Origin of the sequence: Pseudomonas sp. M20, assembly GCF_045037865.1 — a bacterium.
Classification (GTDB): Bacteria; Pseudomonadota; Gammaproteobacteria; order Pseudomonadales; family Pseudomonadaceae; genus Aquipseudomonas.
On sequence record NZ_CP173611.1, the window covers coordinates 5,330,777 to 5,354,019 of the forward strand.

19 protein-coding genes are annotated in these 23,243 nt (G+C 58.7%); 11 read left to right on the top strand and 8 right to left on the bottom strand.

Features of this window, described 5'->3' with window-relative positions; all coding sequences use genetic code 11:
- Window positions 1–79: 79 nt before the first annotated feature.
- Entirely contained in the window at window positions 80–2,530 is a 2,451-nt protein-coding gene (locus tag ACI514_RS23580) for a glycogen/starch/alpha-glucan phosphorylase (RefSeq protein ID WP_160055020.1), read from the bottom strand.
- Between the two features lie 259 nt (window positions 2,531–2,789).
- Between ACI514_RS23580 and ACI514_RS23585 the strand changes: the two genes are divergently transcribed.
- Window positions 2,790–3,227, top strand: a complete 438-nt coding sequence (locus ACI514_RS23585) for a YkgJ family cysteine cluster protein (RefSeq protein ID WP_007909261.1) — start codon at window positions 2,790–2,792, stop codon at window positions 3,225–3,227.
- 282 nt (window positions 3,228–3,509) lie between these two features.
- On the opposite strand, the gene typA is transcribed toward ACI514_RS23585, so the two are convergent.
- A complete protein-coding gene (gene typA, locus ACI514_RS23590; RefSeq protein ID WP_160055017.1) occupies window positions 3,510–5,330 on the bottom strand; it encodes a translational GTPase TypA in 1,821 nt (606 codons plus the stop codon).
- Between the two features lie 139 nt (window positions 5,331–5,469).
- Window positions 5,470–6,924 (bottom strand): tRNA uracil 4-sulfurtransferase ThiI, encoded by a 1,455-nt coding sequence (thiI, locus tag ACI514_RS23595; protein WP_405122477.1) that lies wholly within the window; start codon window positions 6,922–6,924, stop codon window positions 5,470–5,472.
- A 328-nt stretch (window positions 6,925–7,252) separates the two neighbouring features.
- On the opposite strand from thiI, the gene glnA reads away from it, so the two are divergent.
- From glnA to ntrC, 5 genes are all read left to right on the top strand, one after another.
- Window positions 7,253–8,659 (top strand): type I glutamate--ammonia ligase, encoded by a 1,407-nt coding sequence (glnA, locus tag ACI514_RS23600; RefSeq protein WP_007909254.1) that lies wholly within the window; start codon window positions 7,253–7,255, stop codon window positions 8,657–8,659.
- A 307-nt stretch (window positions 8,660–8,966) separates the two neighbouring features.
- On the top strand, window positions 8,967–9,479 hold the full coding sequence (locus ACI514_RS23605) for a DUF4124 domain-containing protein (RefSeq protein ID WP_160055012.1): 513 nt from the start codon (window positions 8,967–8,969) through the stop codon (window positions 9,477–9,479).
- Window positions 9,476–10,099 carry a DUF4124 domain-containing protein gene (locus ACI514_RS23610; protein ID WP_405122478.1) on the top strand — a complete coding sequence of 208 codons (624 nt, stop codon included), beginning with the start codon at window positions 9,476–9,478 and terminating at the stop codon, window positions 10,097–10,099. The genes ACI514_RS23605 and ACI514_RS23610 overlap by 4 nt, the downstream gene beginning before the upstream one ends.
- A gap of 231 nt (window positions 10,100–10,330) precedes the next feature.
- Window positions 10,331–11,416: a nitrogen regulation protein NR(II) gene (gene glnL, locus ACI514_RS23615; RefSeq protein ID WP_064117045.1), complete on the top strand. Its 1,086-nt coding sequence runs from the start codon at window positions 10,331–10,333 to the stop codon at window positions 11,414–11,416.
- Window positions 11,413–12,849 (top strand): nitrogen regulation protein NR(I), encoded by a 1,437-nt coding sequence (ntrC, locus tag ACI514_RS23620; RefSeq protein WP_007909238.1) that lies wholly within the window; start codon window positions 11,413–11,415, stop codon window positions 12,847–12,849. The genes glnL and ntrC overlap by 4 nt, the downstream gene beginning before the upstream one ends.
- Before the next feature lie 644 nt (window positions 12,850–13,493).
- Here the strand turns inward: ntrC and ACI514_RS23625 are convergent.
- Window positions 13,494–15,464, bottom strand: coding sequence for a leucine-rich repeat domain-containing protein (locus ACI514_RS23625; protein ID WP_405122479.1), 1,971 nt, complete (start codon window positions 15,462–15,464; stop codon window positions 13,494–13,496).
- 191 nt (window positions 15,465–15,655) lie between these two features.
- The gene (locus tag ACI514_RS23630) at window positions 15,656–16,096 is read right to left on the bottom strand and encodes a hypothetical protein (protein ID WP_160055008.1); all 441 of its coding nucleotides are present in this window, start codon (window positions 16,094–16,096) and stop codon (window positions 15,656–15,658) included.
- Here ACI514_RS23630 and trmL point away from each other — a divergent pair.
- Window positions 16,095–16,550, top strand: coding sequence for a tRNA (uridine(34)/cytosine(34)/5-carboxymethylaminomethyluridine(34)-2'-O)-methyltransferase TrmL (gene trmL / locus ACI514_RS23635; protein WP_065615411.1), 456 nt, complete (start codon window positions 16,095–16,097; stop codon window positions 16,548–16,550). The two genes, ACI514_RS23630 and trmL, sit on opposite strands and share 2 nt — an antisense overlap.
- 123 nt (window positions 16,551–16,673) lie before the next feature.
- Here trmL and secB read toward each other — a convergent pair whose 3' ends face one another.
- Genes secB through ACI514_RS23650 form a run of 3 tightly spaced genes read right to left on the bottom strand, consistent with a single transcriptional unit; the run spans window position 16,674 to window position 17,886 of the window.
- Window positions 16,674–17,159: a protein-export chaperone SecB gene (secB, locus tag ACI514_RS23640; RefSeq protein WP_007909233.1), complete on the bottom strand. Its 486-nt coding sequence runs from the start codon at window positions 17,157–17,159 to the stop codon at window positions 16,674–16,676.
- Between the two features lie 57 nt (window positions 17,160–17,216).
- A complete protein-coding gene (gene grxC, locus ACI514_RS23645; protein WP_160055005.1) occupies window positions 17,217–17,471 on the bottom strand; it encodes a glutaredoxin 3 in 255 nt (84 codons plus the stop codon).
- 1 nt (window position 17,472) lies between these two features.
- Window positions 17,473–17,886, bottom strand: a complete 414-nt coding sequence (locus ACI514_RS23650; RefSeq protein WP_077570333.1) for a rhodanese-like domain-containing protein — start codon at window positions 17,884–17,886, stop codon at window positions 17,473–17,475.
- 153 nt (window positions 17,887–18,039) lie between these two features.
- Between ACI514_RS23650 and gpmI the strand changes: the two genes are divergently transcribed.
- The 4 genes from gpmI (at window position 18,040) to ACI514_RS23670 (ending at window position 23,219) form a co-directional block, all read left to right on the top strand.
- Window positions 18,040–19,569, top strand: a complete 1,530-nt coding sequence (gene gpmI / locus ACI514_RS23655; protein ID WP_405122480.1) for a 2,3-bisphosphoglycerate-independent phosphoglycerate mutase — start codon at window positions 18,040–18,042, stop codon at window positions 19,567–19,569.
- A 230-nt stretch (window positions 19,570–19,799) separates the two neighbouring features.
- Window positions 19,800–21,086, top strand: a complete 1,287-nt coding sequence (locus tag ACI514_RS23660; RefSeq protein WP_116029274.1) for a murein hydrolase activator EnvC — start codon at window positions 19,800–19,802, stop codon at window positions 21,084–21,086.
- Between the two features lie 34 nt (window positions 21,087–21,120).
- On the top strand, window positions 21,121–22,440 hold the full coding sequence (locus ACI514_RS23665) for a S41 family peptidase (RefSeq protein WP_016986344.1): 1,320 nt from the start codon (window positions 21,121–21,123) through the stop codon (window positions 22,438–22,440).
- A 2-nt stretch (window positions 22,441–22,442) separates the two neighbouring features.
- Entirely contained in the window at window positions 22,443–23,219 is a 777-nt protein-coding gene (locus ACI514_RS23670) for a divergent polysaccharide deacetylase family protein (protein WP_405122481.1), read from the top strand.
- The last annotated feature ends 24 nt before the right edge of the window (window positions 23,220–23,243 follow it).

Below are 23,243 nucleotides of genomic sequence, written 5' to 3' on the forward strand. Positions count from 1 at the left end.
GTTATGTGAACACCTCTGTAGGAGCTGCCGCAGGCTGCGATCTTTTCCGGCGCGCGATTATATCGAGCCGAGTGGAAAGTTACTCCAGTGCTTTCCAGATATCCGTGGCGTACTCGCGAATCGTCCGGTCCGAGGAGAACCAGCCCATCCGCGCCGTATTGAGGACCGCCGAACGCCACCAGTTGTTGGAATCGTGCCAATGCGCCTCAACGCGTTTCTGTGCTTCCCAATAGGAATCGAAGTCGGCGCAGACCAGGAAGCGGTCGTAATCCACCAGCGAATCGATCAGCCCGGTATAGCGCGAAGTGTCATCCGGCGAGAACACCCCGCTGCGAATCGCTTGCAGCACATCGTTCAAACGATGCGACGCGGCGATGTCCGGCAACGCGCTGAACTCGTGGTTCTGTTTGCGCGCCTCCACCTGCTGAGCGCTGAGGCCGAAAATGAACATGTGCTCGGCACCGATGCGTTCGCACATTTCCACGTTGGCGCCATCCAGCGTGCCGATGGTCAGTGCGCCGTTGAGGCCGAACTTCATGTTACTGGTGCCCGACGCTTCGAAGCCGGCAGTGGAAATCTGCTCGGACAAGTCCGCCGCCGGAATGATGCTTTCCGCCAGGCTGACATTGTAGTTAGGCAGAAACACCACTTTCAGCAAGCCGCGCACCGTCGGATCGTTGTTCACCACCCGGGCGATGTCGTTGGTCAGCTTGATGATCAGTTTGGCCTGGTGATAACTCGCCGCCGCTTTACCGGCGAAGATCTTCACCCGTGGCACCCAGTCGACTTCCGGCTCGGCGCGAATCGCCTGATACAGCGCCACGGTGTGCAGCAGGTTGAGCAACTGACGTTTGTATTCATGGATCCGCTTGACCTGCACATCGAACATCGCCGCCGGATTGACCGCGATGCCCAGCCGTTCGTGAATCAGATAGGCCAAAGCTTTTTTGCTGTGCAGGCGTTGCTCGGCGAAGGCCTTGCGGAATGCGGCTTTTTCAGCGAACGGTTCTAGATCGAGCAGGCGCTCTTCAGGGTTATCGAGCAAATCCGGGCCGAGCGCATCGACCAGCATCGAAGTCAGTTCGGAGTTGGCCTGATACAACCAGCGGCGGAAGGTAATGCCGTTGGTTTTGTTGTTGATCCGCTCGGGATAGAGCTTGTGCAGTTCGGCGAACACGGTTTTACGCATCAACTGCGTGTGCAGTCCGGACACACCGTTAACGCTGTGCGAACCGAGGAACGCGAGGTTACCCATGCGCACGCGGCGACCGTTGTCTTCTTCGATCAGCGACACCGCGCGCAGCACGTCGAAATCGTGAATGCCTTTGGCTCGCAGCGAATCGATGTGCTGGGCGTTGATCAGGTAAATGATCTGCATGTGCCGTGGCAGCATGCGTTCCATCAAACCCACCGGCCAGGTTTCCAGTGCTTCCGGCAGCAGCGTGTGGTTGGTGTACGACAGCGTGTCGACAGTGACTTGCCACGCCGCGTCCCACGCCACGTCGTAGACGTCGACCAGTTGGCGCATCAGTTCGGCAACAGCAATTGAAGGGTGCGTGTCGTTGAGCTGGATCGCCGCGTGATCGCCCAGGGTCAGCACAGAGGTGTGCATGTTGCGATGGCGGCGCAGCAGATCTTGCAGCGACGCGGCGACAAAGAAATATTCCTGGCGCAGGCGCAGCTCTTGCCCCGCTTCAGTGCTGTCCGCCGGGTAAAGCACGCGGGAGATACTTTCGGCGCGAGCAACCTCGGCGACGGCGCCCAAGTGGTCACCGGCGTTGAAGCGTTCCAGGTGCAAATCTTCCATGGCGCGGGCACGCCACAGGCGCAAGGTGTTGACGCTTGCCCCGCGCCAGCCAACCACCGGCGTGTCGTAAGCAATGGCGCGAACAGTTTCTGCTGGCGACCAGACCTGTTTGGATTTGCCGGAAACGTCGGTGACGGTTTCAACGCTGCCGCCGAAGCCGATGGAGTAGACGACTTCCGGCCGTTCAAACTCCCACGGGTTGCCGAAATCCAGCCAGTGCTCGGTCTGCTCCTGCTGCCAACCATCGACGATGGCCTGGCGGAACAAGCCGTGTTCATAACGGATGCCGTAGCCGTGACCAGCGATGCCGAGGGTCGACATGCTTTCCATAAAGCATGCGGCCAGACGACCGAGGCCGCCGTTGCCGAGCGCCGCATCGGGTTCCAGCAAGCGGATGCGCTCCAGATCGACACCGAGTTCAGTCAGCGCTTCACGGGCGACGTCGAGCAGGCCAAGGTTGCTCAGACTGTCGTAGAGCAAGCGGCCGATGAGGAACTCCAGCGAGAGGTAATACACCCGCTTCTGGCCTTTGCGATAAATCTGCCGGGTGTGGTCCATCCAGTGTTCGACCATGTGATCGCGCGCAGCCAAAGCGATGGCTTCGAACCAGTCATGGTCGAAGGCGTGATCGGGGTCTTTGCCCACCGCATAGGTGAGCTTGGTCAGGACGGCGTCGCGGAATGCGGCCACCTCTGCTTCGCGAACTAGTGGTTCTTGAGTCATCGATAGGACCTCGAGCGAGCGGGAATTGTCTGAGCCTAGACGGTCTGACCGACGGTGAAGGCTCTGGTTCGGCAGTATTTCCTGAGACGGTGAGATGGCCCGGCATTACCTTGGCGGATGAGCTAATGAATGCAGGGGCCGTGCCGAATTGTCCGGCAATGTGCCTGTATGCAGAAAAAATCTGGCGAAAGGTTGTTCAAAAATCCACCAGTCCCGGTATGATCGCGCGCCCTGATGCACACACGCCTGGTAACTCCCGATGATGAAGCCCAACCTGATTGCCGCCGCCGAGATCGATCGTCTCGATACGTGGGCAAAATACTCAGCCCCGATGTGCGGTTCCTGCGTGTCCAGCTGCTGCACGCTGCCGGTTGAGGTGAAGATCAAGGATCTGGTGCGCATCGGTGTGGTCGACGAGTTCGAACTCGGCGATCCGCCAAAAAACATCGCCAAGCGTCTGCAAAAGGAAGGCCTGGTTGAACGCTTCAATCAGAAGTCCGGCATCTTTACCCTCCAGCGCATGAGCAACAACGATTGCTACTACCTGGATCGTAAGAGCCGCCTGTGCACCATTTATGACAAGCGCCCGGATACCTGCCGCAATCACCCGAAGATCGGACCGCGTCCTGGGTATTGCGCGTACAAGCCGAAGGAAGTGGTGCGCGAGCAGAATTTCCGCGCGATCGAGCGCTTCTGAACGACGCTGAGTTCTTCGGTAGCCGTTAACCCCCAGCCCCTCACCCCAGCCCTCTCCCGAGGGAGAGGGAGCCGATCTCTGTCGCTTCCAAACCTGAGGTCGACTCGATTACTCAGATCGATGCAAAGCCAAAGAACAACTCGGTCAGTCCCCTCTCCCTCTGGGAGAGGGCTAGGGTGAGGGGCTCTTGATCTTCAAGACCCAACTGCATTTCCTCCAGACAAACAAAAACGCCCCCGGTCTCTCGACCGGGGGCGTTTTCATTCAGCCTGAACTAATGACTCAGTTCTTGGCTTTCTTGGCAGCGCGGGTACGCTCGCTTTCGTCCAGGATCTTCTTGCGAAGACGGATGGACTTAGGAGTGACTTCGCACAGCTCGTCTTCCTGGATGTATTCCAGAGCCTGTTCCAGGGTGAAGCGAACAGGTGGTACCAGAGCGATGGTTTCGTCTTTACCCGAAGCACGCATGTTGTCGAGCTTCTTGCCTTTGGTCGGGTTTACACCCAGGTCGTTGTCGCGGCTGTTCTGACCAACGATTTGACCGTTGTAGATCTCCTGGCCGTGTTCTACGAACAGCTTGCCACGAGCCTGCAGGGTTTCCAGCGAGTAGGTCAGTGCCTTGCCGGTTTCAACCGAAACCAGAACGCCGTTCTGACGGCCGGACATGTGGCCCGACTTGACGGTGTCGTAGCGATCGAAGATCGAGGTCAGGATGCCAGCACCGTTGGTCAGGGTCAGGAACTGGTTACGGAAACCGATCAGACCGCGAGCAGGGATGTTGTATTCCAGACGAACACGGCCCTTGCCATCAGGAACCATGTTGCTCAGGTCGCCTTTACGCAGACCCATCTCTTCCATGACCTTGCCCTGAGCTTCTTCAGGGATGTCGATGGTTACGTTTTCAAACGGTTCTTGCTTGACGCCGTCAACTTCACGAATGATCACTTCAGGACGGCCCAGGGCCAGCTCGAAGCCTTCGCGACGCATGGTTTCGATCAGTACCGAGAGGTGCAGCTCACCACGGCCGGAAACCTTGAACTTGTCAGCGGTGTCGCCTTCTTCAACGCGCAGGGCAACGTTGTACAGCAGCTCTTTGTCCAGACGGTCCTTGATGTTACGGGACGTCACGAACTTGCCTTCTTTACCGCAGAATGGCGAGTCGTTTACCTGGAAGGTCATCGAAACGGTTGGCTCGTCAACGGTCAGAGGCTTCATCGCCTCGACAGTATCCGGGTGGCACAGGGTGTCGGAGATGAACAGCGAGTCCATACCGCTGATGCAAACGATATCGCCTGCTGCAGCTTCTTCAACGTCAACGCGGTGCAGACCGTGGTGACCCATCAGTTTCAGGATACGGCCGTTACGGCGCTTGCCGTCGGCACCGATCGCAACAACCGGGGTGTTCGGCTTGACGCGGCCACGAGCGATACGGCCAACGCCGATAACACCCAGGAAGCTGTTGTAGTCCAGAGCGGAGATCTGCATCTGGAACGCGCCGTCACGGTCAACAGCCGGAGGCGGAACGTGGTCGACTACCGCTTGGTACAGCGGGGTCATGTCTTCAGCCATGGCGGTGTGATCCAGACCGGCGATGCCGTTCAGGGCCGAGGCGTAGACAACCTGGAAGTCCAGTTGTTCTTCGGTAGCACCGAGGTTGTCGAACAGGTCGAAGATCTGGTCCAGAACCCAGTCCGGACGCGCGCCTGGACGGTCAACCTTGTTGATCACCACGATTGGACGCAGGCCGGCTTCGAAAGCCTTCTTGGTCACGAAACGGGTTTGCGGCATAGGGCCGTCTTGAGCGTCAACCAGCAGCAGAACGGAGTCAACCATCGACATTACACGTTCAACTTCGCCGCCGAAGTCGGCGTGGCCCGGGGTGTCCACGATGTTGATGTGGTAGCCGTTCCAGTTGATGGCGGTGTTTTTCGCCAGAATGGTAATACCGCGCTCTTTTTCCTGGTCGTTGGAGTCCATCACGCGCTCGTCGTTGAGCTCGTTGCGCTCCAGAGTGCCGGATTGACGCAGGAGTTTGTCTACCAGGGTGGTTTTACCATGGTCAACGTGGGCAATGATGGCGATGTTGCGTAGATTTTCGATCACTTGTGTATCTCGATCAGAGGATTCGGTTTGCTGACAAGTCTTGGCAGCGATTAGCAGTAGTGTCCGGCATGGCCGTTACAGCTTGACGGCGGTGTCGGGGGGCCGGTGACGCAGGCCACAGGCAAACAGCCCCGGGCACTTAGCTCGGTCGATAAACGCGCACATTGGCATGCCCCTCACTGAGCAAATGGTGAGCATGCAGGCGACTCATCACGCCTTTGTCGCAATACAGCAGGTACTGGCGAGTCGGATCCAGCTCCTTGAAACGAGCGTTCACTGCGTAGAACGGCATCGTCTGTACTTCTACGCCAGCGAGTTCCAGCGGCTCATCCTCGGCGGCATCCGGGTGACGGATGTCGATCACGATCTGGCCGGCCAGTGCTTCGCTGACTTCTTCTATCTGTACGTCCTGGCCCAATTCGTCGATCACGCGATCGATCGGCACCAGTTTGGCGTTTTCGAGCGCACGCTCGAGGACCGCCATGTCGAATTCTTTCTCTTCGTGCTCAACACGACCGCGTTTGGCAGCGGTCTTCGGGTTGACCGAAATGACCCCGCAATATTCCGGCATGTGCCGGGCGAAATCGGCAGTACCGATCTCGTTGGCGGTGTCGATGATGTCCTGCTTGTGCGCCACAATCAGCGGACGCAGGACCAGTTTGTCGGTCACACAGTCGATCACCGACAGGTTCGGCAGTGTCTGGCTCGACACCTGGGAAATCGCCTCGCCGGTGACCAGCGCCTCGATGTGCAGACGGTCGGCGATGTTGGACGCCGCGCGCAACATCATACGCTTCAATACGACGCCCATATGACTGTTATCGACTTTGCCGAGAATTTCGCCCAACACTTCTTCGAACGGAACACTGACAAATAGCACGCGTTGCGAGCTGCCGTACTTCTTCCAGATGAAATGCGCGACTTCCATCACGCCCAATTCATGGGCACGACCGCCCAGATTGAAGAAGCAGAAGTGCGTCATCAGGCCGCGACGAATGATCTGGTAGGCCGCAACGGTCGAGTCAAAGCCGCCGGACATCAATACCAGCGTCTGCTCCAACGCACCCAGCGGGTAGCCACCGATGCCGTTGTGCTGGCTGTGGATCACAAACAACCGTTTGTCGCGAACTTCGATACGGACTTCGATTTCCGGCGCTTTCAGGTCAATACCGGCAGCACCACACTCCCGGCGCAGTTTGCTGCCGACGTATTTTTCGACGTCCATCGAGCTGAAGCTGTGCTTGCCCGCGCGCTTGCAGCGCACCGAGAAAATCTTCCCGGCCAGTGCAGCGCCGTAGTGCTGTTTGCACTTCTCGGTGATGTCGTCGAAGTCGCCCAGCGGGTACTCGTCGATCTGCAGAAAATGCGCGATCCCCGGCATGCAGGTCAGGCGCTCACCCATCTCTTTCAAGGCTTTGGGGTCGGTAACGCGGGTTTCCAACTCGAGATTGTCCCACACACCGTTCACCACCACGGCCGGGTCCAGGTCACGGAGCACGGTGCGGATGTTCTTGGCCAGCTGGCGGATGAATTTCGTCCGGACAGGTCGGCTTTTGATGGTGATCTCGGGGAAGACTTTTACGATTAGTTTCATGAAAACAGCGCGCGAACGGCCAGCCGAAAAAGGGGGGCGCGGATTATAGCGGAAATTGCTCAAGGTTTAACCAGTTAATGTGCAGAAGGTTTTGTGCGCACCAAAACGGGTCATTTTCGAATCAAGACGCTACATTAGAGGGCGATATTTTCATCATTCAGGCGTTTGAAGCCTTAATAAGCGTGAATTTGGGGCGAAAAACCCATGCTGGGGCACTGGCATGCAATTTGCTCCCTTGTGAGGCAGGTTGCCTTGGCAGAGTATTCGCGCCGGCATCAACCAAATTCAAGGGCATCCACTACCAAGCCCGAAGCCACCCGGAGGACATATGTCGAAGACGGTTCAACTCATCAAAGATCATGACGTCAAGTGGATTGATCTGCGCTTCACGGACACCAAAGGTACTCAGCACCACGTGACCATGCCGGCTCGCGATGCTTTGGACGAAGACTTCTTCGAAGTCGGCAAGATGTTCGACGGTTCCTCCATCGCTGGCTGGAAAGGCATCGAAGCCTCCGACATGATCCTGATGCCGGTTGACGAAACGGCCGTTCTCGACCCGTTCACCGAAGACGCCACCCTGATCCTGGTGTGCGACATCATCGAACCTTCGAGCATGCAAGGCTACGACCGCGACCCACGTGCGATCGCCAAGCGCGCCGAAGAACACCTGAAAGCCACCGGTATCGGTGACACCGTGTTCGCTGGTCCAGAGCCTGAGTTCTTCATCTTTGACTCGGTGAAATTCAAGTCGGACATCTCCGGCTCGATGTTCAAGATCTACTCCGAGCAAGGTTCGTGGATGTCCGACCAGGACATCGAAGGCGGCAACAAGGGTCACCGTCCAGGCGTCAAAGGTGGCTACTTCCCGGTTCCGCCGTTCGATCACGACCACGAAATCCGTACCTCCATGTGCAACGCACTGGAAGAAATGGGCCTGACCGTCGAAGTTCACCACCACGAAGTGGCGACTGCCGGCCAGAACGAAATCGGCGTCAAGTTCAACACCCTGGTGAAGAAAGCCGACGAAACCCAAACCCTGAAGTACGTTGTGCACAACGTTGCTGACGCTTACGGCCGCACCGCGACCTTCATGCCGAAGCCACTGTACGGCGACAACGGTTCGGGCATGCACGTACACATGTCGATCTGGAAAGACGGCAAGAACACCTTCGCAGGTGAAGGCTATGCCGGCCTGTCCGATACCGCTCTGTACTTCATCGGCGGCATCATCAAACACGGTAAGGCCCTGAACGGCTTCACCAACCCGGCGACCAACTCCTACAAGCGTCTGGTGCCAGGCTTCGAAGCTCCAGTGATGCTGGCCTACTCGGCTCGCAACCGCTCCGCTTCGATCCGTATTCCTTACGTGTCGAGCCCGAAAGCCCGCCGTATCGAAGCCCGCTTCCCGGATCCGGCTGCCAACCCGTACCTGGCCTTCGCAGCACTGCTGATGGCTGGTCTGGACGGTATCCAGAACAAGATCCACCCAGGCGACGCTGCCGACAAAAACCTGTACGACCTGCCGCCTGAAGAGGCGAAAGAGATCCCACAAGTTTGCGGCAGCCTGAAAGAAGCTCTGGAAGAGCTGGATAAAGGCCGTGCGTTCCTGACCAAGGGCGGCGTGTTCTCCGACGACTTCATCGACGCTTACATCGCGCTGAAATCGGAAGAAGAAATCAAGGTTCGCACCTTCGTGCACCCACTGGAATATGAGCTGTACTACAGCTGCTGATCCGGTAGCGCCGCGTTACGTGGCGTGAGTGAAAGAGGCCTCCTTCGGGAGGCCTTTTTTATTGCAGATCAAAAAACCCTCACCCTAACCCTCTCCCAGAGGGAGAGGGGACTTATCTCCATGCTTTTCCGAACCTGAGTTCACATGGCAATTTCAGGTCGATGAAATTTGTCAGAGAAACACGGTCAATCCCCTCTCCCTCTGGGAGAGGGTTAGGGTGAGGGCGTTACCAGATGTTTACCGGGTTGGGCCAACCGCCGCGTCTGGCCTATGCTGCACCCCATCGCTTTCAATCCCGGTCGATTTCATGGGTCGCACCTTTCTCTACATTCTGCTGCTGATCGCCCTGCCCGCCGACGCGCAGATCTACAAATACACCGATGCCAACGGCAACACGGTGTACAGCGATCATTCGCCGGACGGCGTGCAAGCGAAGCCGATGGAGTTGCCGCCGCTCAACCGGGTCGAACCGCAAACGCCTAGCACAGTACCCGCGACTGAAGCTGACAACCGTGAGCCTGCGCGCAACGCCTACGACATTCTTGAACTCGCTGGTCTGCCCACCGAAGAGGCCCTGCGCGCTAACAACGGCACCTTCACCGTCAACGTGCTGATCAAGCCGCGCCTGCAAGCGCCGCATCAATTAAGGCTGGTATTGGACGATGAGCCTTACGGTCAGCCGAGCAACGTGCCGATCCTGCAACTGGTGAACGTCGATCGCGGCGAACACCGGCTCGCGGTGCAAGTGATCGACGGCCAGACGATCATCCAGCAGAGCCCACCCGTCGCCCTTAGCGTGCAGCGGGTGCACAAGCCATGATCCGCGCGTGGTTGTTCGTCCTGTCGGCGCTGATGCCGCTGCAAGCCTCAGCCGAGGTCTTCACTTATACCGACGCGCAAGGCAATCGCGTCTACACCGACCAACCGCGCGGCAATGCCAAGCGAGTGCCGATCGCCACCAGTAACCGCATGCCGGCCAACCCCACCGCCGCCGCGCCGATCACCACCGCGAAAAAATCCCCGGAGCAACCGCCCTTCCACTACGACATGCTGCGCATTCTGGTGCCTGAACCCGATGCAACCATTCGCAGCAGCGCTGGCGAAATCATCGTCAGCGTTACCAGCGAACCCGGCCTGCAACGCGGTCACCGCTATCGCCTGCTGCTGGATGGCCAAGCCACCGGCGAACCCGGCCTCAGTCCTGTGTTCCCGCTGACCAATATCGATCGTGGCAGCCACAACCTTTCCGTGGAAATCCTTGACACCGAAGGCCGTACCGTCGAACGCACGGCCAACCAGCCCTTCCATATGCTGCGCATCTCGCTTGCGCAGAAGCGTCAGGTCAAACCCTGCACCAAGGAGGATTATGGCGTACGCCCGGAATGCCCGCTGAAAGACAAACCGCCCGAGCCGAAAAACCCCTTCCTGCGTTTCTTCTAACGCCGCTCAGCTTTGCGCACTATATTGGTGCAATAGGCTGCACCGTACTCACATTCCAACCCATTTTGGTTCGAAACTACCCGTGAGAGCTGGCCCTGTGCCACGCAAACGAGCGTCAAACGGCTGTTTCAAGGGTTAAACGCTTCTTTTCGGAGCCTTGGTTTGGTTTTTGCATTTTCCCGATACCGACGCTTGCTTGTTGCGCACGCTCCGCCCCCAAAAGAGGCTCCGATGACCATTAGCGACGCAATCCACCGTTTGCTGCTCGACAACCTGACCACCGCCACTATCCTGCTCGACGCCGAATTGCGCCTCGAGTACATGAACCCGGCGGCGGAGATGCTGCTCGCCATCAGCGGGCAGCGCAGCCATGGCCAGTTCATCAGCGAGCTGTTCACTGAATCCACCGAGGCGCTGAATTCCCTGCGCCAGGCGGTGGAACAGGCGCATCCGTTTACCAAACGCGAAGCCATGCTCACCGCGCTCACCGGCCAGACCTTGACCGTTGATTACGCGGTGACGCCGATCCTCAGTAACGGCGCGACCATGCTCCTGCTGGAAGTCCATCCGCGTGACCGCCTGCTGCGGATCACCAAGGAAGAGGCGCAGCTGTCCAAGCAGGAAACCAGCAAGATGCTGGTGCGCGGCCTTGCCCACGAGATCAAGAACCCGCTCGGAGGCATCCGTGGCGCCGCGCAATTGCTGGCCCGCGAGCTGCCGGAAGACAGCCTGCGCGATTACACCAACGTGATCATTGAAGAGGCCGACCGCCTGCGCAATCTGGTCGACCGCATGCTCGGCTCGAACAAGCTGCCGTCGCTGGCCATGTGCAACGTCCACGAAGTGCTCGAGCGCGTCTGCCAACTGGTCGAAGCCGAAAGCCAGGGCTGCATCACCTTGGTGCGCGATTACGACCCAAGTATTCCCGACGTCTTGATCGACCGCGAGCAAATGATTCAGGCGGTGTTGAACATCGTGCGCAACGCGATGCAGGCGATCAGCAGCCAGAACGAGCTGCGTCTTGGCCGCATCAGCCTGCGCACCCGCGCCATGCGCCAGTTCACCATCGGCCACATCCGCCATCGCCTGGTGACCAAGATCGAGATCATCGACAACGGCCCCGGGATCCCGGCGGAACTTCAGGAAACCATTTTCTTTCCCATGGTCAGCGGACGCCCGGACGGTACCGGACTCGGCCTGGCCATTACCCAGAACATCATCAGCCAGCACCAGGGCCTGATCGAGTGTGACAGCCATCCAGGCCACACCACCTTCTCGATCTTTCTGCCACTGGAACAAGGAGCCACATCGACATGAGCCGTAGTGAAACCGTGTGGATCGTCGATGACGACCGTTCTATCCGTTGGGTTCTGGAAAAAGCCTTGCAGCAGGAAGGCATGACCACCCAGAGCTTCGACAGCGCTGATGGCGTGATGAGTCGCCTGGCCCGTCAGCAGCCTGACGTGATCATTTCCGATATCCGCATGCCGGGTGCCAGTGGTCTGGACCTTCTGGCGCGGATTCGCGAGCAGCATCCACGGTTGCCGGTCATCATCATGACCGCTCACTCCGATCTGGACAGCGCTGTCGCCTCGTATCAGGGCGGCGCGTTCGAGTACCTGCCGAAGCCGTTCGACGTTGATGAAGCGGTGTCGCTGGTCAAGCGTGCCAATCAGCACGCGCAAGAACAGCAAGGCCTGGAAGTCGTGCCGGCACTGACCCGCACCCCGGAAATCATCGGTGAAGCGCCGGCGATGCAGGAAGTGTTTCGCGCCATCGGCCGCTTGAGCCACTCCAACATCACCGTGCTGATCAACGGCGAATCCGGCACCGGTAAAGAACTGGTCGCCCATGCCCTGCACCGCCACAGCCCGCGCGCGGCCTCGCCGTTCATCGCGCTGAACATGGCGGCGATCCCCAAGGATCTGATGGAATCCGAGCTGTTCGGCCACGAAAAAGGCGCGTTCACCGGTGCGGCGAACCTGCGTCGCGGGCGCTTTGAACAGGCTGACGGCGGCACGCTGTTCCTCGATGAAATCGGCGACATGCCGGCCGACACCCAGACGCGCCTGCTGCGGGTCTTGGCCGACGGCGAGTTCTATCGTGTTGGCGGCCATGTCCCGGTCAAGGTCGACGTGCGCATCATTGCGGCGACGCACCAGAATCTGGAAACCCTCGTCCATGCCGGCAAATTCCGTGAGGACTTGTTCCATCGCCTCAACGTGATCCGCATCCACATTCCGCGCTTGTCGGACCGTCGCGAGGACATTCCGACCCTGGCCAAGCACTTCCTCAGCCGCGCCGCGCAGGAGCTGGCGGTCGAGCCGAAACTGCTGAAAAGCGAGACCGAGGAATATCTGAAGAACCTGCCGTGGGGCGGCAACGTGCGTCAGCTGGAAAACACGTGCCGCTGGATCACCGTGATGGCGTCCGGGCGCGAAGTGCATATCAGCGACCTGCCGCCAGAACTGCTGAACCTGCCGCAGGATTCGGCGCCGGTGACCAACTGGGAGCAGGCGTTGCGTCAATGGGCCGATCAGGCCTTGGCGCGTGGCCAGTCGAGTTTGCTCGACAGTGCGGTGCCGGCATTTGAGCGGATCATGATCGAGACGGCGCTGAAACACACCGCCGGGCGTCGGCGTGATGCGGCGGTTTTGCTGGGTTGGGGGCGTAATACCCTGACGCGCAAAATCAAGGAACTGGGAATGAAGGTGGATGGTGGGGATGATGATGAGGGGGATGAGGGTTAAACCTTGTTCGCTTGAGAGTGGTTGTGTACTCAGGATCCATCCCCCTCACCCCAGCCCTCTCCCCCATGGGGGAGAGGGGGAATGGGAGCCGATTTGTGTGATGTAAAAGGCCTGAGCTCGGCTCGGTATTTCAGGTCGACGTAACTTGACCGGGCAACTCGGTCAGTCCCCTCTCCCTCAGGGAGAGGGTTAGGGTGAGGGGCCGCCGTGCACCGCATCAATGCACAATGACCCGTGATCGCGCACAGCCGCATCGCCACACTTCCCCCTAATAACACTGAAAACCCTTTTTTCATCAACACAAAAGCCCCGATGTACGGGGCTTTCGCGTTTCTGACCAGCTTTTTTGTTTCAGCAGATTAAAACCTGGCACGCCCCCTGCAACACCTCTTACAGGTGATTAGTTTCACCACCCGTTTCGGGGACCTTGGTACAGGCAGGCCGGGGATTCCCCTCTTTATACCGGGCTCATACCGCAACGCGACGAGCCCACCCTTTTGGGATCCTTGGTACAGGCAGGCCGGGGGTTCCCTCTTTACACCGGACCGACGCTCGCAGCGAAGTCCAGCCGTTTTGGGAACCCTGATACAGGCAGGTCAGGGATTCCCGCTTTTACACCGCTCGCCGAGGCGTTCAGCCCGGCGTTAATCAAGCCTCGGACGTTTGGGTAGATGGTGCTGGGGCTGGTTTTGCCGCCCTGCATCATATTCCCGTATTGCCGCTTCCAGTCTGTCCAGCATCTTTCCGGGGCTGGGTTCATTGATCAGAATGTCTGTCATCCGTGCCTTTTCGCTGGCGTCAGCTTTGACGTAGACCTCGAGAAACCACCAGACCCGCCGCTGCAGAAGCGGATACTCAACGTGAAACTCAGGCGTGCGGCTCAGTTTGCGGAGCCTGCTCGAAAGATGGCCAACGCTGTCCCAGAGTTCCAGTTTTTTAGGCATTTCTCCTGCCGGCACATGCTGCAGCCAAAGATTTGCCGACAAATCATTGCTTTCTGCTCCCAACCAGATATCGGAGTCGGTTTTTATCCGTGCGCGTATCAATCGCCGGAGTGAGGCCGGATCCGTTATTGGATTGCCGATAAGATTGAAGCCCCGTCTGAGCTCAACGGATTCCGGAACCGAGGTAATTCGATTGTTCGCAAGGTTCAACACTTTCCCGGGAATCTCATTGGTGATGCCCTCCGGAAATCTATCCAATCCCATGTTGGAAAGATCCAGCTCCTGCAACGCAGTCATTGCTTTGAGTGAAGGTGCGACAGAAAGCGCATTGTCGCCTAGCCTCAATATTTCCAGGCTTGACGGCCCGCTGTCGGCATCAAGCCCGATAGGGATTCGGTGTATTCCGGCTCCTGTCAGGTCCAACACGCGCAACTCGGTCATCCCGGAGATGTCAGGATCCGTTAGCAAAACAACGCTCGGGTGTTGAAGAAACAACTGAGCGCGCAAGTCGTCGGGATAATAACTCAGCCTTGCCGCCTGTATTCTACCAAGCCTCAACACCTGCAATCTGGTCATGCCCCTCAGCGAAAAATCATCCTGTAAGTCACAATCCTGCAGGCTCAATTCTCTTAAACGGGGGAGCTTCACTAATTGCTCGGTAAAGCGCGAATCCATATTGAATCTTGAGTAAGCACGCTCATATATAGAGGCGCCGAAGGATCTTCTGGTGATTAACTGGCTTGTTACCGTCAGACTTTCAATGTTTGGAAACTGCGCAAAAAACACCTCAGGGTTCAGCGGTGCATGACCTCTTAACGTAAGAGAAACGACTGAGTTGAACTTCAATGAAAGCAACTTATCGACTGGCCATAGCGTGAGATTGATATCCAGCTTGAAACCCGACAGCCGCCCATCGTTATAGACCCGCTGATCAGGCTCACCTTGCCACTTGTACAATTGGCGTAGCCTGGTCCACATGCCAAACGCCTCAGATATCTCATGGGACTCGGGTACGTGATTTTGGTGGTTCGGGATGCTGACGTGTTCGCTGCCCAGTTGCGGTAGCCCGAGCTGAATACGTTTAAGCTCCACATCCGCCACATCCTTGTCACTGAACCGGGCGATAAAGTCATCTGCGTGTTGATCGGTCGAATCCGGAAAATACTGTTTGATCTGCGCTCGAGTGGCTGGCTCAACGACCTCACGCTGGTACCAGATGCCGCTGTCGGCATCGCGCAGCATCACCGGCCCCAAAAGCAACTCGCTTGTGCGTCGGGCTCGATGCAATCCCGTTTGCGGATCCACGGCGACAAGAACAAGGTCGCCACCGGCCACATCAGCGTAAGTTCGCTTGTTAAAAACCCTTAAACCTTCACTGTTGATTTCTGGAAGTATCGCCCGGGCATTGACTACGTAATGATCCAGCGAAGGCTGAGATGCTGGCAGACGAGTTTCAGCGGGAATCGTCTGAACGACGACGGCCGGAGCCGGATGGATGACATCAATGTCTGTAGCGCCGGCGCGCGAATGCGGATTGTCGAGAGTAATACCTGAGTCGACGCCTCTGCGGCCTGAGGGACCGGGGAGCGAAGTGTCCACTTCCACCGATCGATTCGAGCTGCCGGGAACATCCACGTGGGTACCGCCACCGCGCGGTGGTTTTACTGGCATGTTTTTTCATCCTTGAAAAAGTCGCCCTTCGCATTTGCCTAAGGGACGAAGGGATCGGCATCCTGCCGATCTGAAAGAGGAGCGTACGATAGCGTGCGCAGGTGTTGAAGGAGATAGGAAAGGCAGACTGGCGCAGTGAGAAACAACGCCACGAAATGTAGGAGAGCACGAGAAGGACGGGAATTTTACAATCAGTCCGTTTGCAGTCGAATCTCCAGCCGCCAGCGGTCCTCGGCCTCGCTGCCTGTCCACTCACCCTGCAGCGGCCGCGCAGCCAGCACCGTCAGCAGCAAGCCACCGTCACTTTTGCGCGTACGCCAGTTCACGTCCTTGCCGTTGAGTTTGAACTGGCCCTTCTGCGCAGGGCCTTCAGCCTGGAACAACAGCGCCACCGTGCCGTCGATGATCTCGCCGTGCAGCTTGGGCTCATTGTTGAACCACACCACCAACCCGCCGTCAGTCACGTCAACCTGCTGCAACACCGTCGGATCCGGCGTGGTCAGGCGACCAATCATCAAGCCAATCATCACGCCGACAATCGCCAGCGAACCGATGACTCGCGGGAATAGTTTCGAACGGTTGTCCACAGGCGGCGTAGAATGCCGCTCATCTTTACCTTCGGAGCCGTGCATGTTTCACGTCATCCTTTTTCAACCAGAAATTCCGCCGAATACCGGCAACGTTATCAGGCTGTGCGCCAACAGCGGCTGCCACCTGCATTTGATCGAACCGTTGGGCTTCGAGATGGACGACAAGCGCTTGCGCCGTGCCGGTCTCGACTACCACGAATATGCCACGCTGCAACGTCATGCGGACCTGGCCAGTTGCCTGGAAAGCCTCGGCAACCCGCGACTGTTCGCGTTTACCACCAAGGGCTCGCGGCCGTTCCATGATGCCGCATTCGTACCCGGGGATGCGTTTCTGTTCGGCCCGGAAAGCCGTGGGCTGCCGGCGGACGTGCTCGACGCCCTGCCTGCCGACCAGCGCTTGCGCCTGCCGATGCGCGAAGGCTGCCGCAGCCTGAACCTGTCCAACACCGTGGCCGTCGCTGTGTACGAAGCCTGGCGCCAGAACGACTTTAAATAACACTACAAAACAAATGTGGGAGCGAGCCTGCTCGCGATTACGGAGTGTCAGTCAACATTGATGTGTCTGACAGACCGCTATCGCGAGCAGGCTCGCTCCCACATGGGGTGTTGCTAAACCGTCTTACTGAACGGTTGGCGTCTCGCCGCTTTCCTGCATGCGCTGCAGCTCTTGCGCGTACAGGGCATCGAAATTCACCGGAGCCAGCATCAGTGCCGGGAACGAACCGCGGGTCACCAGGCTGTCCAGGGTTTCGCGCGCGTACGGGAACAGGATGTTCGGGCAGAACGCACCCAGGGTGTGGCTCATCGAAGCCGCGTCGAGGTTCTTGATCAGGAAGATACCGGCCTGTTGCACTTCAGCGATGAAGGCGACTTCTTCACCGTTTTTCACGGTGACGGACAGGGTCAGCACGACTTCGTAGAAATCACCTTCCAGCGCTTTCTGGCGAGTGTTCAGATCCAGCGCGACTGCCGGATCCCACTGCTGGCGGAAGATCGCCGGGCTTTTCGGGGCTTCGAAGGACAGGTCGCGTACGTAGATGCGCTGCAAGGAGAATTGCGGTGCGGTTTCTTCTTCGCTGGCTGCAGTGTTCTGTTGGTCAGTCATCTCAGATCCTTATCGATCTTGGGTCTTTTAGGGAGTGCTGTACGTGGGTGCAGCCGTTCAGGCCTTGAGCAGCGCGTCGAGTTTGCCCGCGCGCTCCAGGGCATACAAATCATCACAACCGCCGATGTGCTTGTCGCCGATCCAGATCTGCGGCACGGAGGTGCGTCCGGCCTTCTGGCTCATGGCAGCACGAATCTGCGGCTTGCCATCGACCTTGATCTCTTCGAAGGCCACACCTTTGTTCGCGAGCAATTGCTTGGCTCGCATGCAGTAAGGGCAGTAATCGCTGGAGTAGACGATGACGTCGCTCATATCACTTCACCAACGGCAGGTTGTCGCCTTTCCAGCTGGAAATCCCGCCGGACAGCTTGGCGGCGGTGAAGCCGGATTTCATCAGCTCGCGAGCGTGGGTGCCGGCGGTCTGGCCCAGGGCGTCGACCAGAATAATGGTCTTGGCCTTGTGTTTTTCCAGCTCGGCGACGCGCGCAGCCAGTTTGTCCTGGGGAATGTTGATCGCGCCAACGATGTGGCCGGCAGCGAAATCCTTGGCCGGACGGATGTCCACCACCACGCCTGCGTCTTTGTTGACCAACGCGGTCAGCTCGCCGGTGCTCAGGCTTTTACCGCCGCCCTGCATCGTGTGCGCCAGCAGCAGAGCCAGCAGTACGACGAAGATACCGACAAGAATGTAGTGGTTAGTGGCAAATTCAATCAGGTGAGCAACCATCGAAGGAGGTTCCAGGGCGTTAAAATGTCGGCCAGTATACACAGCCACTATGGTCGGCCAAACCCCGTCCGGCGGTGACGCGGTCGGAACTTAGCTTTAAACTCCAACTCCCTTTTCCATCGCCCTCTTCTTTATTAGCCACGAGTGGATTCCATGACGACTACGCCTAAACCTTTGGTCCTGATGATTCTCGACGGCTTCGGTCACAGCGACAGCCCTGAATCCAATGCCGTTTTTGCGGCGAAGAAGCCCGTCCTTGATCGCCTGTGGGCCACCGTGCCCAACGGCTTGATCTCGGGCAGCGGCATGGACGTCGGTCTGCCGGACGGCCAGATGGGCAACTCCGAAGTCGGCCACATGAACCTCGGCGCCGGCCGCGTGGTGTATCAGGACTTCACCCGCGTGACCAAGTCGATCCGCGACGGCGAATTCTTCGAGAACCCGACCATCTGCGCCGCTGTGGATAAAGCCGTGGCCGCCGGTAAAGCCGTGCACTTCATGGGCCTGTTGTCCGATGGCGGCGTGCACAGCCACCAGGATCACTTGATCGCCATGGCCGAACTGGCCTTCAAGCGTGGCGCTGAAAAAATCTATCTGCACGCTTTCCTTGATGGCCGCGATACGCCGCCGAAAAGCGCTGCGTCGTCGATCGAGTTGCTCGACGCGACCTTCCAGGCACTCGGCAAGGGCCGCATTGCCAGCATTGTCGGCCGCTACTTCGCCATGGACCGCGACAATCGCTGGGATCGTGTCGCTCAGGCGTACAACCTGATCGTCGACGGCAACAGCGAGTTCAACGCGGCCACTGCGCAGGAAGGCCTGGACGCTGCTTACGCTCGCGGCGAGAGCGACGAATTCGTTAAAGCCACTACCATCGGTGAGCCGGTAAAAGTCGAAGATGGCGACGCAGTGGTGTTCATGAACTTCCGCGCCGACCGTGCCCGCGAGCTGACTCGCGTATTCGTCGAAGACGACTTCAAGGATTTCGAACGCGCACGCCAGCCGAAACTGGCTGGCTTCGTCATGCTGACCCAATACGCGGCAAGTATTCCGGCACCGTCGGCATTCGCGGCGGGCAGCCTGGAAAACGTCCTTGGCGACTATCTGGCGAAGAACGGCAAAACCCAGCTGCGCATCGCTGAAACCGAGAAGTACGCACACGTGACCTTCTTCTTCTCCGGCGGTCGTGAAGAACCGTTCCCGGGCGAAGAACGCATCCTGATCCCGTCGCCGAAAGTCGCCACTTACGACTTGCAGCCGGAAATGAGCGCACCCGAGGTTACCGATCGCATCGTCGACGCCATCGAAAACCAGCGTTACGACGTGATCGTGGTCAACTACGCCAACGGTGACATGGTTGGCCATAGTGGCGTGTTTGACGCAGCCGTGAAGGCCGTTGAATGCCTCGACACTTGCGTGGGGCGCATTGTTGAAGCACTGGAAAAAGTCGGTGGCGAAGCGCTGATCACTGCTGACCACGGTAACGTTGAGCAAATGGCTGACGAATCCACTGGCCAGGCGCACACCGCGCACACCACTGAGCCGGTGCCGTTCATTTACGTCGGCAAGCGTGACCTGAAAGTGCGTGAAGGCGGCGTGCTGGCGGACGTGGCCCCGACGATGCTGAAGCTGCTGGGTCTGGAAAAACCGGCGGAAATGACCGGCACCTCGATTCTGGTCTGACCCGAGTCCAGAAAACATCACAAAACCCTGTAGGAGTGAGCCTGCTCGCGATAGCCATCTGACAGTCAACTACTCTGTTGAATATCAGTAAGCCATCGCGAGCAGGCTCACTCCTGCATTGGTTTGTGGTGTTTTTCAGGCCAGTTATCACACAGCCCCAATTGGGCGTTTTTTTTGCAGCCTCGGGCGGGCATACTAGGCCGTCCATTACCCTGGTGCCGCCCGCCCCTATGCTTCGCGTCCTGATCGCCCTTGCTCTGACATGCCTGCTCCAACCGGCCTTCGCTGACGAGCGCGCGCAAACCCAACAGCAGTTGGACGCCACGCGTCAGGACATTGCCGAGCTGAAAAAGCTGCTGGGCAAAGTCCAGGAAGAAAAGTCCGGCGTTCAGAAAGAGCTCAAGGGCACTGAAACCGAGCTGGGTAAACTGCAGAAGCAGGTCGACGCACTGCAGAAAGAACTGCAGAAAAGCGAATCCGAGCTGCAGCGTCTCGATGCAGAGAAAAAAAAACTCCAGAGCGCGCGCACTGAACAGCAGCGACTGATCGCCATTCAGGCCCGTGCGGCTTATCAGAACGGTCGCCAGGAATACCTCAAGCTGCTGCTCAACCAGCAGAACCCCGAGAAATTCGCCCGCACCCTCACCTATTACGATTACCTGAGCCAGGCCCGCCTGGAGCAGTTGAAGAACTTCAACGAAACCCTGCGCCAGCTGGCCAATGTCGAAAAAGACATTGCTGCCCAGCAGGCACAGTTGCTGGTGCAGAAAAGCAGCCTCGATACCCAGCGCGACGAACTGGAAAATGTTCGCAAGGAACGTCAGCAGGTCCTCGCCAAGCTCAACGATGACGTGAAAGCCCGCGACCAGAAACTCGCCGCCCGCGAGCAGGATCAGGCAGACCTGTCTAAAGTCCTTAAAACCATTGAAGAAACCCTGGCCCGCCAGGCACGTGAGGCAGAAGAAGCGCGGCAGAAAGCGCTGATCGCCCAGCAGGAAGCGGAAAAAAAGCGTTTGCGTGAGGCGCAGGCTGAAAACAGCGACGCCCCACGAAAACCCGCCAGATCCACTCCAGGCGCGCTGGTCTCCAGCAGCGGCGAGACCTTCGGCGGCCCTTTTGCTGCAACCCGGGGAAAACTTCCTTGGCCGGTTGATGGTCGACTGCTGGCACGCTTCGGCGAAAGCCGTGGCGACGATGCCCGGACCAAGTGGGACGGCGTGATGATCAGCGCCTCCGCCGGCAGCCAGGTGCATGCCGTACACGGTGGTCGTGTGGTGTTTGCCGACTGGTTGCGTGGCGCCGGTCTGCTGGTGATCCTCGATCACGGCAACGGTTTTCTGAGTCTTTACGGTCACAACCAGACGCTGCTCAAGTCGGCCGGTGATGTGGTTAAAGCCGGTGAGTCCATCTCCACTGTCGGTAATAGTGGCGGTCAGGACACATCAGCACTGTATTTCGCAATTCGTCAGCAGGGTCACCCGAGTGATCCGGCGCAATGGTGCCGCGCGCAAGGATAGGCGTTGAGTCACCTACATTAGGAGTTCGTTCGACATGCTGCATTTGTCCCGCCTTACCTCGCTGGCCCTGACGATCGCCCTGGTGATCGGCGCGCCTCTGGCGTTCGCCGCGCAACCGGCCCCGGCCGTCGCTCCGGCAGGCACTGCCGCGACCTCCAAGGCGCCGTTGCCGCTGGAAGAGTTGCGCACCTTTGCCGAGGTCATGGACCGGATCAAAGCCGCTTACGTCGAGCCGGTGGACGACAAGACCCTGCTGGAAAACGCGATCAAGGGCATGCTCAGCAACCTTGATCCGCACTCGGCCTACCTTGGCCCTGAAGATTTCACCGAGCTGCAGGAAAGCACCAGCGGTGAATTCGGCGGCCTGGGCATCGAAGTCGGCGCCGAAGACGGTTTCATCAAAGTGGTCTCGCCAATCGATGACACCCCGGCGTCGAAGGCCGGTATTCAGGCCGGCGACTTCATCGTCAAGATCAATGGTGCGCCAACGCGCGGCCAGACCATGACCGAAGCCGTGGACAAGATGCGCGGCAAGATCGGCCAGAAAATCACCCTGACCTTGGTACGCGACGGCGGCACGCCATTCGACGTGACTCTGGCCCGTGCGGTGATTCAGGTGAAGAGCGTCAAGGCGCAGCTGCTGGAAACCGGCTACGCGTACATCCGCATCACCCAGTTCCAGGTCAAGACCGGCGAAGAGGTCTCCAAGGCCCTGGCCAAGCTGCGCAAGGACAACGGCAAGAAGCTCAACGGCATCATTCTCGACCTGCGCAACAACCCGGGCGGCGTGTTGCAGGCGGCGGTGGAAGTGGTCGACCACTTCATCACCAAAGGTCTGATCGTCTACACCAAAGGCCGGATCGCCAATTCCGAACTGCGCTTCTCGGCCACCGGCAAAGACGAAAGCGAAGCGGTGCCGATGGTTGTGTTGATCAACGGTGGCAGTGCCTCGGCCTCGGAAATCGTCGCCGGTGCCCTGCAGGATCAAAAACGCGCGGTGGTCATGGGCACCACCAGTTTCGGCAAAGGCTCGGTACAAACCGTGCTGCCGCTGAACAACGACCGTGCACTGAAGATCACCACGGCGCTGTACTTCACGCCGAACGGCCGCTCGATTCAGGCGCAGGGCATCGTCCCGGACATCGAAGTGCGCAAAGCCAAGATCACCAACGAGGCGGACGGCGATTACTTCAAGGAAGCCGACCTGCAAGGTCACTTGGGCAACGGCAACGGCGGCGCGGACAAACCGACCGGCTCCGGCGCCAAGCCCAAAGCCATGCCGCAGGATGACGATTACCAATTGGCCCAGGCCCTGAGCCTGCTCAAAGGGCTGAGCATCACATCCGGCCGCTGAGGATGTCTTTGCGTTTCGTCTTCATTCTGTTGTGCTGTCTGGCGGGTGCTGCTCATGCGGAGCCCGCCAGCTCAACGCCGCACAAAGCCTACCTGACACTGATCATCGATGACCTGGGGCAGAACCTGCCCCGGGATCGCCGCGTGCTGGCCCTGCCCGGCCCGGTGACCACGGCGATCATGCCTGATACCCCGCACGCCACCGAATTTGCCCGCGAAGCCCATCGCGCCGGCAAGATTGTCATTCTGCATATGCCAATGGATCCGGCCACCGGGCCGTTCGCCTGGCACCCCGAACTGCCCATCGAAGAACTGGAAAAACGCCTGAACGCCGCGTTCAAAATGGTCCCGTACACCGCCGGCATCAATAACCACATGGGCAGCCGCATGACCGCGCAGCCAGTGGCGATGGCATGGTTGATGGGCGAATTGCAGCGCCGGCACAAGTTCTTCGTCGATAGCCGCACCAGCGCCCAGACCGTCGCCGCGCAGCAGGCGCAGAAGATCGATCTGGCCAGCGTGTCGCGGGATGTGTTCCTTGATGACGAGCGCACTGAAACCGCGATTTACACGCAACTGCAGACTGCGATCAACCTGGCGCGCAAACAGGGTTCGGCGGTGATGATCGGCCATCCGTATCCGCAAACGCTGGCGGTGCTGGAGCGCGAATTGCCGAAGTTGAAGGCTCAGGGCATCGAGTGGATCGATATCAAACAGATGATCAGCGTACGCAGCAATCGCGCCATGGCTGGCCATGGCAAGGACGGCGTGTATCGGTAGCACTTTGTGACGCTGACACATACA

What these genes read in the sequence shown, in the direction of transcription:
- trmL (WP_065615411.1), top strand. Translation starts at nt 16,095, where the DNA reads ATGTTTCACGTCATCCTTTTTCAACCAGAAATTCCGCCGAATACCGGC.
- ACI514_RS23650 (WP_077570333.1), bottom strand. Translation starts at nt 17,886, where the DNA reads ATGGTTGCTCACCTGATTGAATTTGCCACTAACCACTACATTCTTGTC.
- ACI514_RS23625 (WP_405122479.1), bottom strand. Translation starts at nt 15,464, where the DNA reads ATGCCAGTAAAACCACCGCGCGGTGGCGGTACCCACGTGGATGTTCCC.
- ACI514_RS23660 (WP_116029274.1), top strand. Translation starts at nt 19,800, where the DNA reads ATGCTTCGCGTCCTGATCGCCCTTGCTCTGACATGCCTGCTCCAACCG.
- ACI514_RS23585 (WP_007909261.1), top strand. Translation starts at nt 2,790, where the DNA reads ATGATGAAGCCCAACCTGATTGCCGCCGCCGAGATCGATCGTCTCGAT.
- thiI (WP_405122477.1), bottom strand. Translation starts at nt 6,924, where the DNA reads ATGAAACTAATCGTAAAAGTCTTCCCCGAGATCACCATCAAAAGCCGA.
- ACI514_RS23630 (WP_160055008.1), bottom strand. Translation starts at nt 16,096, where the DNA reads ATGCACGGCTCCGAAGGTAAAGATGAGCGGCATTCTACGCCGCCTGTG.
- ACI514_RS23605 (WP_160055012.1), top strand. Translation starts at nt 8,967, where the DNA reads ATGGGTCGCACCTTTCTCTACATTCTGCTGCTGATCGCCCTGCCCGCC.
- secB (WP_007909233.1), bottom strand. Translation starts at nt 17,159, where the DNA reads ATGACTGACCAACAGAACACTGCAGCCAGCGAAGAAGAAACCGCACCG.
- ACI514_RS23610 (WP_405122478.1), top strand. Translation starts at nt 9,476, where the DNA reads ATGATCCGCGCGTGGTTGTTCGTCCTGTCGGCGCTGATGCCGCTGCAA.
- gpmI (WP_405122480.1), top strand. Translation starts at nt 18,040, where the DNA reads ATGACGACTACGCCTAAACCTTTGGTCCTGATGATTCTCGACGGCTTC.
- grxC (WP_160055005.1), bottom strand. Translation starts at nt 17,471, where the DNA reads ATGAGCGACGTCATCGTCTACTCCAGCGATTACTGCCCTTACTGCATG.
- ACI514_RS23665 (WP_016986344.1), top strand. Translation starts at nt 21,121, where the DNA reads ATGCTGCATTTGTCCCGCCTTACCTCGCTGGCCCTGACGATCGCCCTG.
- ntrC (WP_007909238.1), top strand. Translation starts at nt 11,413, where the DNA reads ATGAGCCGTAGTGAAACCGTGTGGATCGTCGATGACGACCGTTCTATC.
- ACI514_RS23670 (WP_405122481.1), top strand. Translation starts at nt 22,443, where the DNA reads ATGTCTTTGCGTTTCGTCTTCATTCTGTTGTGCTGTCTGGCGGGTGCT.
- glnA (WP_007909254.1), top strand. Translation starts at nt 7,253, where the DNA reads ATGTCGAAGACGGTTCAACTCATCAAAGATCATGACGTCAAGTGGATT.
- glnL (WP_064117045.1), top strand. Translation starts at nt 10,331, where the DNA reads ATGACCATTAGCGACGCAATCCACCGTTTGCTGCTCGACAACCTGACC.
- ACI514_RS23580 (WP_160055020.1), bottom strand. Translation starts at nt 2,530, where the DNA reads ATGACTCAAGAACCACTAGTTCGCGAAGCAGAGGTGGCCGCATTCCGC.